Annotated in this window: 11 protein-coding genes; 2 read left to right on the forward strand and 9 right to left on the reverse strand. The window is 39.6% G+C overall.

All coding sequences use genetic code 11. The annotated features are described in order from the left end of the window. Positions 1 to 75: 75 nt before the first annotated feature. The 8 genes from P9E47_RS08830 to P9E47_RS08865 all read right to left on the reverse strand — a co-directional run bounded on the left by P9E47_RS08830 (position 76) and on the right by P9E47_RS08865 (position 9,960). On the reverse strand, positions 76 to 1,053 hold the full coding sequence (locus tag P9E47_RS08830; RefSeq protein WP_035194187.1) for an electron transfer flavoprotein subunit alpha/FixB family protein: 978 nt from the start codon (positions 1,051 to 1,053) through the stop codon (positions 76 to 78). A gap of 16 nt (positions 1,054 to 1,069) precedes the next feature. Beyond that, positions 1,070 to 1,843 carry an electron transfer flavoprotein subunit beta/FixA family protein gene (locus P9E47_RS08835; RefSeq protein ID WP_003331013.1) on the reverse strand — a complete coding sequence of 258 codons (774 nt, stop codon included), beginning with the start codon at positions 1,841 to 1,843 and terminating at the stop codon, positions 1,070 to 1,072. A 78-nt stretch (positions 1,844 to 1,921) separates the two neighbouring features. Further along, complete coding sequence (locus P9E47_RS08840; protein ID WP_326163180.1) at positions 1,922 to 2,695, reverse strand: enoyl-CoA hydratase; 774 nt, start codon at positions 2,693 to 2,695, stop codon at positions 1,922 to 1,924. Positions 2,696 to 2,837: 142 nt separating this feature from the next. After that, positions 2,838 to 4,529 carry an AMP-binding protein gene (locus tag P9E47_RS08845; RefSeq protein WP_326163183.1) on the reverse strand — a complete coding sequence of 564 codons (1,692 nt, stop codon included), beginning with the start codon at positions 4,527 to 4,529 and terminating at the stop codon, positions 2,838 to 2,840. A gap of 228 nt (positions 4,530 to 4,757) precedes the next feature. Beyond that, on the reverse strand, positions 4,758 to 5,168 hold the full coding sequence (locus P9E47_RS08850) for a DUF350 domain-containing protein (protein WP_003331017.1): 411 nt from the start codon (positions 5,166 to 5,168) through the stop codon (positions 4,758 to 4,760). Between the two features lie 52 nt (positions 5,169 to 5,220). After that, complete coding sequence (locus P9E47_RS08855; RefSeq protein WP_326163185.1) at positions 5,221 to 7,578, reverse strand: endonuclease MutS2; 2,358 nt, start codon at positions 7,576 to 7,578, stop codon at positions 5,221 to 5,223. Between the two features lie 25 nt (positions 7,579 to 7,603). Beyond that, positions 7,604 to 9,325, reverse strand: coding sequence for a DNA polymerase/3'-5' exonuclease PolX (gene polX / locus P9E47_RS08860; protein WP_003331019.1), 1,722 nt, complete (start codon positions 9,323 to 9,325; stop codon positions 7,604 to 7,606). An 86-nt stretch (positions 9,326 to 9,411) separates the two neighbouring features. Beyond that, on the reverse strand, positions 9,412 to 9,960 hold the full coding sequence (locus tag P9E47_RS08865; RefSeq protein ID WP_003331020.1) for a CvpA family protein: 549 nt from the start codon (positions 9,958 to 9,960) through the stop codon (positions 9,412 to 9,414). A gap of 154 nt (positions 9,961 to 10,114) precedes the next feature. Here P9E47_RS08865 and rnhC point away from each other — a divergent pair, with 154 nt between their 5' ends. Continuing rightward, a complete protein-coding gene (gene rnhC / locus P9E47_RS08870) occupies positions 10,115 to 11,080 on the forward strand; it encodes a ribonuclease HIII (protein ID WP_035194200.1) in 966 nt (321 codons plus the stop codon). Positions 11,081 to 11,332: 252 nt separating this feature from the next. Then, on the forward strand, positions 11,333 to 11,599 hold the full coding sequence (locus tag P9E47_RS08875; RefSeq protein WP_003331022.1) for a phosphocarrier protein HPr: 267 nt from the start codon (positions 11,333 to 11,335) through the stop codon (positions 11,597 to 11,599). Positions 11,600 to 11,662: 63 nt separating this feature from the next. Here the strand turns inward: P9E47_RS08875 and pheT are convergent, their stop codons facing one another. Further along, positions 11,663 to 14,089: a phenylalanine--tRNA ligase subunit beta gene (pheT, locus tag P9E47_RS08880; protein WP_326163186.1), complete on the reverse strand. Its 2,427-nt coding sequence runs from the start codon at positions 14,087 to 14,089 to the stop codon at positions 11,663 to 11,665. Positions 14,090 to 14,091: the final 2 nt, after the last annotated feature.

Raw genomic sequence — 14,091 nt, forward strand, 5'->3', positions numbered from 1 at the left:
TAATAAAAAGAGTATATCACTATAAGTATTTCGATGCGAATCTTTTGCTCTCCTTCAATATTCCCTTAATTTTTCTTAAGCATTCACTTTTACTTTCTTAAATTCCTCAATTAACAGGGGAACAACATCAAAAAGATCACCGACAATACCATAATCCGCCACATTAAAGATGTTTGCTTCAGGATCCTTATTGATGGCAACAATGACCTTGGAGTTTGACATCCCTGCAAGATGCTGGATTGCACCGGAAATACCGCATGCAATATACAAGTCAGGCGTTACAACCTTTCCTGTTTGACCAATTTGCAAGGAATAATCGCAGTAATCAGCATCGCATGCACCACGTGAAGCTCCAACAGCTCCGCCTAATAAATTCGCTAATTCCTTCAGTGCATTAAATCCTTCTGCACTTTTTACACCGCGGCCGCCTGCTACGATTACTTTCGCCTCAGACAGGTCAACACCTTCTGATGCTTTCGTGACTACATCTTTAATAATAGAACGTAAGTCTTTAATATCAACTGCAAGTGATGCAACATCACCCGTACGTGATTCATCTTTTTCAAGCGGTGGAATATTGTTTGGACGGATCGTCGCAAAAATAACACCGTCTGTGACGATTTTCTTTTCAAATGCCTTACCTGAATAAATCGGGCGTGTAAATACGATATTTCCCCCAGTTACCTCTACATTAACACAGTCAGATACTAGTCCGGAGCCTAATTTAGAAGCAATTTTTGGTGATAAATCTTTTCCTAGAGCCGTATGCCCCAACACAATTCCTTCCGGATTCTCTGCATTTACTACAGCAAGTAATGCTTGAGCATAGCCATCAGGTGTATAATTTTTTAACTGTTCATTTTCAACCGTTACAACACGATCCGCCCCATATTGGATCATTGCGGCACCTAAGCTCGCAACTGTTTCACCAATTAATACTGCTACGACTTCTCCGCCTTCAGCAATTAGCTTTCCTGCAGCAACCGCTTCATATGATACATTGCGTAAATTGCCTTCACGAACTTCCCCTAAAACTAATACTTTTCTAGCCATAACTTTCTCCCCCCACCTATATTACTTTCGCTTCAGTTTGTAGTAATTTTACTAATTCTTTCGCTTGGTCGCTTAATTCGCCTGCAAGGATTTTTCCTGTTCCTTTAGTTGGTGGCAAATAAATTTCAAGAGTTTTAGTTTTAGCTTCTATATCATCTTCGTCAATGTCCAAGTCATCTAATTCAAGCTCTTCTAAAGGCTTTTTCTTTGCTTTCATAATACCCGGTAATGATGGATAGCGCGGCTCATTTAATCCTTGCTGAGCCGTTACAAGAAGCGGTAAAGTAGTTTCTACTACTTCGCTATCTCCTTCCACATCACGTACAATTGTTGCTTTATTTCCATCAATATCAAGTTTTGTTATTGTCGTAACGTAGTTAATATTTAAAGCATCAGCGAGACGAGGACCAACTTGTCCAGATCCACCATCGATTGCAACGTTTCCTCCAAGGATGATGTCATATTCCTTATCCTTGAAAAATTCAGTGAGGACTGCAGCTGTTGTATATTGATCCCCATTTTCCACATCATCTTCAATATTGATTAATACGGCTTTGTCAGCTCCCATCGCTAGTGCCGTTCGTAGTTCTTTTTCAGAATCTTCATTTCCAATCGTAATAACGGTAACTTCTCCGCCATGTTTATCCTTTAGTTGAATAGCTTCTTCAAGTGCATATTCATCATATGGGTTAATAATAAATTCAGCACCATCTTCACTGATCTTGCCATTGTTGATTGTAATTTTTTCTTCTGTGTCGAATGTTCTTTTCATTAATACATAAATATTCATCAAATTTCCCTCCCTATAGTGTATATCCTGTCACATCGCCTGAGCGATCGCTCATTTTTTGTCGATAGCAACCCAAATCTAGCGTCCTTTAAACTCTGGTTTACGTTTTTCAAGGAATGCATTAATTCCCTCTTTTGCGTCTTCTGAAACAAATACTTCCCCAAACAGTGTTGCTTCCTTTTCTACACCTTTTTCGAATAAACTACCTTTTGCATACTGGAGTAATTCAATCGCTGCTTTCAAAGAAATTGGACTTTTAACTGCAATCTTCTTCGCTAGTTTATTTGCTTCATCAAATAAACTTTCTTCAGGATAAGCATGATTTACAAGTCCGAGTTCGGCAGCTTGTCTTCCCGAAATTGGCTCACTTGTAAACATCATCTCCGCTGCTTTCGGCATGCCAACTAGACGAGGCAATCGTTGTGTCCCAGCAAACCCTGGAACTAAGCCCAACTGTAGTTCTGGCAGACCAAGCTTCGCATTTTCACCTACTAAGCGAATATGACAGCACATCGCAAGCTCTAATCCACCGCCAAGAGCAGCACCATGGATTACTGCAATAACAGGCTTGGAAAAGTTCTCAACGCGATCAAAAATTTGTTGACCCCTTTGTGCCAACTCTTGGAAGTCCTGCGCTGTTTCAATTTCTGTAAACTCCTTAATATCAGCACCTGCTGAGAAGAATTTGCCCTCACCTTTCATTAAGAGGACTCTAACATCTTCGTTTGCTTCCATTTCATCCAATACAACTGAAAGCTCTTTCAAAACCTGTGTTGCTAAAGCGTTTGCAGGAGGTCTGTTTAAAGTAATTGTAGCAACCTTCTCTTCAATTTGTACAGTAAAAAAGCCCATTAATGTAATTCCTCCCCATCCCTAGAGTTTCTACTATTTACATTTAATGATTAAATCTCATCACTCATACTCAATTTTAATGTAGTGTCGTAAAACTGTCAATATTCCAACAATTCGGAATGGACCTGAACAACTTAGTTGTTCAGGTTTGTTTTTTAGCTTCTTCCACTAATACACGTCTTACTATTTTTCCAACAGCTGTTTTAGGCAGCTCCTTTCGAAATTCAAAAATCTTTGGTACTTTATAGGCCGCAAGATATTCTCGGCAATGTCTTTCTAACTGCTCCTCCGTTACTGACTCATTGTCTTTTAAAACAACATACGCTTTAACAGTTTCACCACGGTAAGGATCAGGAATACCAACGACTACTGTTTCTTTAATCGATTCATGTTCATATAGGACTTCTTCTATTTCACGTGGATAAATATTAAAGCCTCCAGCAATAATCATATCTTTTTTGCGGTCAACAATGTAAAAATAGCCTTGTTCATCCATATAGCCAAGGTCACCGGTTAATAGCCACTCCCCTTCAAAGAAACTGGCTGCAGTTTCATCGTCTTGGTTCCAATAGCCTTTCATGACTTGCGGTCCTCTAATGACGATTTCCCCAATTTCATTTGGTTCTGCCGGTCCGTTTTTTTCTAAAGAAAGAATAAATGCTTCAGTATCCGGCCACGGCACACCAATACTTCCTTTGACTCTAGGCCGGATGTCCCATAAAAAGTTCGCATGTGTAACCGGGGACGCTTCTGTTAGACCATAGCCCTCAACCAGTTTCCCTCCCGTAATTTCTTCAAAGCTCTCTTGGACCTCAATCGGCAACGGGGCAGATCCACTAATACAGGAATCAATGGAAGAAAGGTCGTAATCTACGATATCAGGGTGATTCAAGAGGGCGATAAAAATCGTTGGAGCCCCCGGAAATATAGTGGGCTTTTGGTTTTCTATCGTTTTAAGAGTATCTTCTACATCAAATCGTGGTAGTAATATCATCTTTGATTCATGCATGATGGCTAAATTCATAACTACTGTCATCCCGAATACATGAAAGAATGGGAGAATACCTAATATTCGCTCTTCCCCTTTTTTCATTTTGTACATCCAATTGATACACATCGTCGTATTGGCGACGAGATTATAATGGGTAAGCATGACACCTTTCGCCTGGCCTGTCGTACCACCGGTATATTGCAAAAGAGCAAGGTCTTGTTTTGGATTAATTTCGAGTGGGATTTTTTCTGTACTGCTGTTTTTTAAGGCCTGTTGAAATAAATGCGTTTTTGCACCATGGGTAACTTGTACTTTGATCCCGTGCTGCTTTTTCTGAATGAATGGGTAGATTAAATTTTTGGGGAATGGTAAATAATCACTGATACTCGTCACAATGATATGGTCAATTTCTGTAGATGCTTTCACTTTTACTACTTTTGGATATAGGAGATCTAAACAAATAATCCATTTTGAACCGGAATCAACGAGCTGAAACTGCAATTCCCTCTCAGTATACATCGGGTTCGTTTGGACTACAATCGCACCTGAAAGCAGTGCTCCGTAGTAGCTAATTACAGCTTGCGGGCAATTTGGCAGCATAATTGATACACGATCACCTTTTCGGACACCTAACCCTTTAATATAATTAGCAAGTTTTAAGGATGACAGATAAAGCTCTTTATACGTTAATTCTTTTCCTAGGAAATGTACGGCAACTTTTTCAGGTGCGTTCATTGCTGCTTCTTCGAGAAAAGCGAATAATGGCTTTTCTTCATAATTAATATGGTGCGGAATTTCTGTAGGGTATTTAGCGAGCCATGGTTTTTCAAGCAACACGTCCATTTAAATAACCCCCTTTTTTCTACAGATTCTATTATAAAATATATTGTTCCTACATCAGTATTATTTATCGAATTTTAAAAAAAGAGGAGCAGCCCTAAACTGGCACCCCTCTTGTCTTTTAAGCATTAAAAATCCAATAAAATAATCCGATTATGAAAAATAGCGCACATACTATCATTAGTATTTTAGCAAGTCTCTCCAACAACCCTTCTCATCTCCTCTTTTCGATCAGGCCATGATACCAGCACCAATTACATACGATAATCCGATCGATATGATCATGGCAATAAATCCAACAGCGTGGTTTCCTTTTTCAATTTCCTCATCAATATTAAATTTCGGAGTTAAAAATTCAAAAATAAAATAACCAACTAACAATAAAATAAATCCATATAATCCCCATAAAAGCATCGTAACCAAGGAATCATTATGCAGAATGGAAAAGCGAAATATATTGGCAATGCCAAATATTTTCCCTCCCGTTGCCATTGCAACAGCAAGGTTTCCATTTTTGATTTCGTCCATATTTTTATATTTAGTTACAAGCTCAAAAATAGAAAGGAAGACAATGATCGATAAAACAACCACACTATAATTAGCTGCCGTCAGCACATAATTATTTTCCCAAAAACTATTCATGAACAACCTCTCCCTTAGAAACCTTATCAATGGATTAAGGTTATTGTTCCGCTTATTTTAATTCTACATAAGTCATTCCGCTGCCGCCTTCCGCCATGCCACCAAGGCGATAGGCTTTTACGTGTCGATGATTTTTCAAGAAGTCATGTACCCCTTTACGAAGGGCACCGGTTCCTTTACCATGGATAATCGATACACTCGGATAACCAGCAAGTAGTGCATCATCAATATATTTTTCAACCATTAGGACGGCATCCTCATAACGTTCACCACGAAGATCCAATTCAGGTTTGACATGATGTTCTGAGCCCCTAATCGTTGCCAGCGGCTTGGTTGCAACAGGTGTCGGTCGGCTAATATATTCAAGATCTTTTTCTTTCACCTTCATTTTTAGTATACCGATTTGGACTTGAAACTCACCTTCACTAACCTGTTCAACAATATGTCCTCTTTGATCTAAGCTTACAACTTTAACTTCATCGCCAGGCAAAAGCTTTTGTTTCGCCTTTTGCTTTTGGACGATTTTTTTATTTTTTTGCAGGGTTGGCACAGCTTCTTCTAATCTTTTACGAGCTTCAATTAACTCATGTTCTTTCACAGCTTGGGCTGCATTAAACTTCATTTTTCGTAAATCCCTAATGATTGCTTCAGCATCACCCTTAGCTTTCTCGATCGCTTCTTTTGCGTCTTCTTCAGCCTTTTCTAAAATCTTATCGCGTTCTTCGTAGAAGGCAATGATTTGTTTTTGCAATTCTTGGTGAAGATGCTCGGCATCTTTCCGAATATCTTCCGCTTCAGACCATTCTTCTTCTGCTTGTTTCTTCGATTCTTCAAGCGATGCAATCATGTTTTCAACCTTGTTTGTTTCCTGACTTACATATCCTTTTGCATTTTCAATAACATGCTGTGAAAGTCCTAATCGTTTAGAGATTTCAAAGGCATTGCTTCGGCCGGGAACCCCTAACAGCAAGCGGTAAGTAGGACTTAATGTCTCAACGTCAAATTCAACACTTGCATTGATCACACCAGAACGGTTATAGCCATAGGCTTTTAGTTCCGGATAGTGTGTGGTTGCAACGACTTTGGCACCGCGGTTATAGACATCATCTAAAATGGCGATAGCTAACGCTGCCCCTTCCTGAGGGTCTGTTCCTGCCCCTAATTCGTCAAACAAAACAAGGCTGTTTGCATCAACCTGTTTTAGTATTTCAACAATATTTGTCATATGGGAGGAGAACGTACTTAAACTTTGTTCAATCGATTGTTCATCACCAATATCGGCAAATACGGAAGAAAAGACTGTCATTTCAGACCCATCTAGAGCAGGGATCTGTAATCCTGCTTGAGCCATTAAAGTTAATAAGCCTAGCGTCTTTAAAGTAACAGTTTTACCACCTGTATTAGGACCGGTAATCACGATGGCTGAATAATCTTCTCCGAGAATTATATCATTAGGTACAACCTGTTTAATGTCTATCAATGGATGGCGTGCTTTAAATAATCTGATCCTGCCTTCCCTATTCATCTTCGGCATAGAGGCTTTTATTTTTTGGCCATAGGATGCTTTTGCAAACATAAAATCAATTTCTGTTAGAATCTTAACGTTATGAAGCATGGACTCTGCATCTTCAGCAACAAATAGTGTAAGTTCATGCAAGATTCTTTCTACCTCTTGTTTTTCTTTGGCCCGTGCTTCCTGAAGTGTGTTATTTAATTCAACGACAGCTTGCGGTTCTATAAAAAGCGTAGCACCCGATGCAGACTGATCATGGACAATTCCTCCGTATGCACTGCGGTATTCTTGCTTGACCGGGATTACAAATCGGTCATTACGAATGGTAATAATCGCATCTGACAGCATTTTTTGTGCGTTGGACGATCTTGTCATATTTTCTAACTTTTCACGTATTCTTGATTCAGCTGAGCGCAATGTTTGGCGGATGCTTCGTAATTTATCACTGGCACCGTCCATCACATGTCCATGGTCATCAATACAATTTTTTATTTTTCGCTCTAAATCCGTTAAAGTGATAAGTTGCTCGATATAGCTGCTTAGAATTGGCAGTTCGACTCCATCTTCGACCATTGCTTCTATAAAGTTCTTGATTTGCCGTCCGCCATAGATCGTACTCGCGATATCCAATAATTCACTGGCACTTAAATCACCGCCAATTTGGGCTCTTTTTAAACTGGGGCGAACATCAAAAATGCCGCCTAGCGGGACCTGTCCTTTAAGTCGTAATACTTTGGCTGCCTCGTCGGTTTCTTCTTGCCATTTAACAACTTCTTCAAAGTCAAAGGAGGGCAATATAGTTTCTGCCTTCTCTTTTCCCAATGATGAAGCGGCATGTTTCATTAATGCTTCTCTAATTTTTTCAAACTCTAATATGCGAAGTACACGCTTATTCACTAATCTTTCCTCCTGTACAACCAACTTAATGATTGCGGTTTAAAAATTCCTTAAGTTCCCCGATCGACCAAGCATTTAGAATGTTCTCTTTCTTGATCCAGCCACGTCTAGCCGTAGCCACTCCTATTTCCATATGCTCCAACATGTCGATTTGGTGGGCATCTGTATTGATTACCACCTTTACTCCTGCATCTTGTGCTTTTTTCAACCATTCAGCTGATAAATCCAACCGATATGGGTTTGCGTTGCATTCAAGTGCGGTATTCGTCTTTTTCGCTATTTCAATTAACATCTCTAAATCAACGTCATAGCCTTGTCTTTTTCCAATTAATCTTCCGGTTGGATGGGCGATGATATCAACATGATGACTTTCCAACGCTTGAATGAGGCGCTTCATGATTTTTTCACGGTCCTGCGAAAAACTCGAATGAATAGCCCCAATCACGATATCCATTTCTTTTAATACTTCATCATCATAATCAAGAGTTGCATCCGGTAATATATCCATTTCAACACCCGCAAGAATTGTGATATCATCATATAATTCATTTAATCTGTTAATTTCTTTTCGTTGTTCGCGCAAGCGCTCCGGTGTTAAGCCATTGGCTACCTTTAAATATTGAGAGTGATCGGTTATTGCTATATAAGAATATCCTTTTTTTCTTGCTGCCTCCACCATTTCTTGAATCGAATAGGCTCCGTCACTCCACGTTGTATGCATATGGAGATCGCCTTTAATGTCACGAACCGTAAGCGGAGCAATCTTTCCTTCCCTAGCAGCTTCAACTTCCCCCTGGTCCTCTCTCATTTCCGGAGGAATAAATTGTAGCCCAAAATGGTGAAAAAATTCTTCCTCTGAATCAAACGTCTGTAACTCGCCTGTTTCAACCACTTCAACACCATATTCGCTAATTTTCTCACCGCGCTCTTTGGCGAGCTGTCGCATTTTTACATTATGCTCTTTGGAGCCGGTGAAATGATGTAGTGTTGTTGCAAAGCTTTTAGGCTCCACCATCCTAAAGTCAACCGATACATCATAGTCATATTTTAGTACAACAGAAACCTTTGTATCCCCGCTAGCTATGATATCTGTGACATGTTCAAGCCCCAATAACTGTTCCCGAACAGCTGCTGGATTTGTTGTCGCAATAATAAAATCCAAATCCTTAATCGTTTCTTTCATTCTTCTCAGACTGCCTGCTCGTGAAAAGCGGATAACATCATTCATCGTGCTTAATTGAGCTTCTATTGCCGCAGCAATCGGCAGCATATACCATATCGGCAAACGGTCAGGTCGGCTCCCCAAGTCTTCAATCGCTGCCAGAATTTTTTCCTCTGTCTTTTTCCCGAAACCGGCTAACGCTTGTACCTTGTTTTCCAAGCAACATTTTTTTAATGACTGCGCGTCCGTTACATTTAATTCTTGATAAAGCTTAGCGATCTTCTTACCGCCCAGGCCCGGAAGATTTAATAATGGGAGTAATCCCTTTGGCACCTGCTCACTCAGTTCCTCGAGCACAGTTGACTTCCCGGTATCCAATAGCTCCTGAATGACGGCTGCTGTTCCTTTCCCAATCCCATTTATTTTTGAAAAATCATCAATGTCAGTTAGGCTGCGGTCATCTGCTTCTAAAGCAGCGGCAGCTTTCCGATATGCGGATATTTTAAACGGATTTTCACCTTTTATTTCTAGATATAAAGCAATCATTTCTAAAGTTTTAATTATATCTTTTTTATTGATCTCCATAGATATCACCTACTTTTTCGACTATTTCAAGGTTAAAAGTACAAACCCCCATGCATTTGGCATGGAGGACTTAATAAGGTTAGAAGTTAGAAGTACGACGCATCGGATTGTACCCATAACTCTTTTATTTTTCCCGAAACAATGGGAGTATGCTCGATAATCCCTTTTGCTATTACAGAATCACTCATAATGGACTGAACAGACTCGATTGGTGTTAATGCACCGAGATATAGTATAATGAAAACTACCAAATAAACTTCAACAAACCCTAAAGCACCGCCAAGCCAACCGTTGATCGTACGTAATATAGGTAAATCTGCTAAAAAGTTAAGCATCGAACCGACGATATGGAGCGTAATTTTCGTACCGAAAAATAATACCGCAAATGCAATAGCCCGATAAAAAACAGCTTCCACATCAAAGGATTCAAATAATATGGAGAATGCACTATCTGAAGATGGAGCTGGAAATGGTACCCAAAGTTTCAAAAACGGAGCTAAATTGTCGGAATATAAGTAAGCAATAACAATTGCCGCAATTAACCCTACAAAATAAACAATCTGTAAAATAAACCCTCTTCTAAAGCCAATGAAAAAGCCGATTACAAGGACTAAAAGTAAAACTAAATCAACCATTGTTTGCTTTTTCCTCTTTCTTTTCAATTTTTCTTATACTATAATCTATAAACTTTATACACCCTATAGTATTAAAATAGCACGAATTATCTATATAATGATACCATGAATACAAACCTTTTCAAAATCATATCCGTAAAAAGGGGAATGAACGATGTCGAATACGGTTTTAACCGTTACAAAGGATACCATTTATAAAATGAAGGAGCATTATAAGAATGCGATAACAAAGCAAAATCCACCGGGTAGTGTATTTGTAGCCAAGCCCAATGGCTGTACGATCACAGCCTATAACTCTGGAAAAGTGCTGTTCCAAGGGAATGGAGCAAGTATCGAAGCAGCAAAGTGGGGCGCTAATAAACCTAGTCAAAGCAGCACTTCAAAGTCCTCATCCACGAAAAAGAAGAATATTGCTGCTAATTCCGGAAGATATGCGCCACCTCCCAATATTGGTCAATTATCAATCATTGGTTCGGATGAAGTCGGGACCGGAGACTATTTCGGACCGATTACAGTTACGGCAGCCTATGTATCCAACGATAAAATTGAACTTTTAAAGGAATTAGGCGTTAAAGATTCGAAGGATTTAAATGATACACAAATCGCAAAGATTGCCGAACAAATTATTCCGATCGTTCCACATAGTTTATTAATTTTAAGAAATGCGAAATATAATGAACTTGAACAAAGTGGAATGAATCAAGGCAAGCTAAAGGCAATGCTACATAACCAAGCGATCAGTAAAGTACTTACGCGTGTAAAGTCCGAAAATAATGTAGACGGGATTTTAATTGATCAGTTTTGTCAGCCTGACGTTTTCTTCCATTACCTATTAGGCAAGAGCATCCCTTGGAAATCCAGTGAAAATGTCTACTTCAGTACAAAAGCGGAAGGGATTCATATTGCTGTAGCCGCTGCATCGATTATTGCCAGATATGCATTTGTTAAAGAATTTGAAAAGCTTAGCAAGATGGCAGGGTTTGAACTGCCAAAAGGTGCGGGTCCAAAGGTTGATCAAAAAGCTGCGGAATTCATAAAAAAATATGGTGAAGCCTCTTTAACAAAAGTGGCAAAATTACACTTTGCCAATACTGATAAGGCAAAACGTCTCATTAAATAACTTTATTCAGTAGCAGTCCCCCCTTCCATATGGAGTGGGATGAATACGTATTAGTATTTTAATTCAGTGGTTACAACCACTACTGAATAAAGTTATAGCCTCCGGCGGATGCCTCAGATTTTTAAAGAAGGTAGTTTTTCGAGCAAGCTCGAAAAAATCTGGGCGCAAATTCGCTAAGGCTCATTTGATAATTTTCTATGAGAATCGTTTTGGTCGACAAAGGAAACGCTATTATTGGAAAGGAGCAATCAAATGATCGAGAAAACTTTCACAGTAACTTGTGAAACGGGTATCCATGCCCGCCCAGCTACTGCCCTTGTTCAAACTGCAAGCAGGTTTAGCTGTGATATTACTTTTGAATACGGCGAAAAACAGGTGAATTTAAAGTCTATTATGGGCGTGATGTCATTAGGTGTGCCAAAGGGCGCACTGTTTAAGATCGCAACGGATGGCACTGATGAAGAAGAAGCAATTCAAGCATTAGAAGACACATTAAAAACTGAAGGATTAGGAGAATGAAGCTCCCCCAAAAAAAGAGTTGAGTTTTGCCATCAATAGCAAACTCAACTCTTTTTTTCGGGATTATCCTCTTAGCACTGCTCCAAGCTTTTCTGCAACAGCTTGGAGCACTTTTTCATGTGCTTTAGAAACCTCTTCATCTGTTAACGTTTTTTCAGGATCGAAATAACGTAATGAGAAGGCCAGTGATTTTTTACCTTTTTCTAAATGCTCACCTTGGTACAGGTCAAAGATTGAAACTTCTTTAAGCAATGTTCCTCCAGCATCTTTAATAACCGCTTCCACATTGCCGGCAATCACATTATCATCAACAACTAAAGCAATGTCGCGAGTAATCGATGGATAACGAGGGATCGCCTCATATTTAATAGCCTTTACCTCAGCTCTTAGTAGTTTTTCTAAATTCAATTCGTATACATATGTTGGATCAAGATCAAGTGCCTTCTGTTCGTCCGGATGTACTTGACCAACGAAACCGATATAATCTCCATCAAGTTTAATGATTGCAGTACGTCCTGGATGAAGCCCATCTTTACCGCCTTGTTCAAATGTAATCCGCTCATTCAAACCTAATACATCAAATAAACCTTCAAGAATTCCCTTAGCAACGAAGAAATCTACAGCTTTTTTCTCTCCTTGCCAAGAATGGGAGTGCCAAAGACCTGTAATGGCACCAGCTAAGTTCTCTCTTTCATTCGGCTGTTCATTGTCAATTTTATCTTCTATTAAATATACCTTCCCTATTTCATAAAGAGCCACATCATCAAGCTGACGAGCATTATTATGGGCAACAGCCTCTAATAAATGCGGAACTAAGCTTAAACGCAATGTACTTCGCTCTTCACTCATCGGCATCGATAAACGAATTGGCGTTGCTTTTGTTGTATCATCCTTATACAATAATGCTCGTTCTGAGCTTGTTAATGAATAAGTTACCGCCTCAGACAACCCAGCACCCTCTAAAAACTTCCGAACCTTACGGCGTTTTTGCTGATATTGTGATAATTTCCCCGGTGTAGAGTCGCCAACTGGCAATGTAGTTGGGATAAAATCATAGCCGTAAAGACGGGCAACCTCTTCGATAAGATCTTCCGGAATGACAATATCACGTCTTCTTGACGGTGCTGTTACTGTAAAATTGCCATTTTCCTCAGTAAACTCAAATTGTAAACGAGTAAAAATGTTTGCGACCTCTTCCGCTGTAATGCTCGTTCCAAGCACTTGGTTAATACGTTCTGTTGATACAGAAACCTTAACGGCTGTTGATTGTAAATAATCTGCAGCAACAACCCCTTCAAGCACTTCTCCACCCGCAAGCTCAGCCATTAATGCAGCTGCGCGATCACCCGCTTCTTTTGTACGTTCTGGATTGATTCCTTTTTCGAAACGTGCGCTTGCTTCACTGCGTAATCCATGATCTTTGGATGCTTTACGAACAGCCAAACCGTTAAAGACAGCGGCTTCGATTAAAACATTAACCGTTCCATCATGCACCTCGGAATTAGCTCCACCCATCACACCAGCTAAGGCAATAGGCTCAGTTCCATTCGTGATCACTAACTGATCTGCCTTTAATGTCCGTTCTTGGTCATCTAAAGTTACGAACTTTTCATCCTGTTTTGCACGTCTTACAAGAATTTCCTTTGAACCTAATCGATCATAATCGAAAGCATGCAACGGCTGGCCATATTCAATTAAGATGTAGTTTGTAATATCAACAACATTATTGATTGGACGGATTCCGGCGGCCATTAAGCGCATTTGCATCCATAATGGTGATGGACCAATTTTTACTCCTTTAACTACACGAGCTGCATAATAGGGACAATCTTCTTTTGCATCAATCGTAATTTTAATATAATCTGCAGCCTTTTCTTTGACTTCATTCATAACTGGTTTTGGCAGTTTAACTTCACGTGCTAAAATTGCCGCCACTTCATAAGCAACACCTAACATGCTTAATGCATCAGAACGGTTCGGTGTTAAGCTAAGCTCTAACACTTTATCATTTAAATTCAAATATTCTAGTGGGTCGGTACCAACCTCAACTTCAAATGGGAAAACAAAAATTCCAGTCGCATATTCTTTTGGTACGAATTTTGTTTCAATCCCTAGTTCCTGCAAGGAGCAAATCATACCATTAGAGGCTTCTCCGCGAAGCTTCGCTTTTTTAATTTTGAAATTCCCAGGAAGAACAGCCCCGATTTTAGCAACGATTACTTTTTGTCCTGCGGCAACATTTGGCGCACCACAGATAATTTGCTTCGGTTCTTCTTCGCCAAGGTCAACTTGACAAATATTAAGTTTATCTGCCTCGGGATGCTTCACGCATTCCAATACATGGCCGACAACAACGCCTTCGATGCCTTTATTTAAAACCTCTACCTGCTCAACTTCAATTCCGGCTTTTGTAATTTTCTCAGCAAGCTCTTCTGCTGATACATCATTTATGTCAACATAGTCTTTTAGCCAATTATAAGATACTAACACGT

Source organism: Schinkia azotoformans (genome assembly GCF_035811335.1).
GTDB lineage: Bacteria > Bacillota > Bacilli > Bacillales > Bacillaceae_J > Schinkia > Schinkia azotoformans.

Bases quoted from the DNA above. Each gene is read 5' to 3' on its own strand.
- P9E47_RS08830 (WP_035194187.1), bottom strand. From the start codon at position 1,053: ATGGCTAGAAAAGTATTAGTTTTAGGGGAAGTTCGTGAAGGCAATTTA.
- P9E47_RS08835 (WP_003331013.1), bottom strand. From the start codon at position 1,843: ATGAATATTTATGTATTAATGAAAAGAACATTCGACACAGAAGAAAAA.
- P9E47_RS08840 (WP_326163180.1), bottom strand. From the start codon at position 2,695: ATGGGCTTTTTTACTGTACAAATTGAAGAGAAGGTTGCTACAATTACT.
- P9E47_RS08845 (WP_326163183.1), bottom strand. From the start codon at position 4,529: ATGGACGTGTTGCTTGAAAAACCATGGCTCGCTAAATACCCTACAGAA.
- P9E47_RS08850 (WP_003331017.1), bottom strand. From the start codon at position 5,168: ATGAATAGTTTTTGGGAAAATAATTATGTGCTGACGGCAGCTAATTAT.
- polX (WP_003331019.1), bottom strand. From the start codon at position 9,325: ATGGAGATCAATAAAAAAGATATAATTAAAACTTTAGAAATGATTGCT.
- P9E47_RS08865 (WP_003331020.1), bottom strand. From the start codon at position 9,960: ATGGTTGATTTAGTTTTACTTTTAGTCCTTGTAATCGGCTTTTTCATT.
- rnhC (WP_035194200.1), top strand. From the start codon at position 10,115: ATGTCGAATACGGTTTTAACCGTTACAAAGGATACCATTTATAAAATG.
- P9E47_RS08875 (WP_003331022.1), top strand. From the start codon at position 11,333: ATGATCGAGAAAACTTTCACAGTAACTTGTGAAACGGGTATCCATGCC.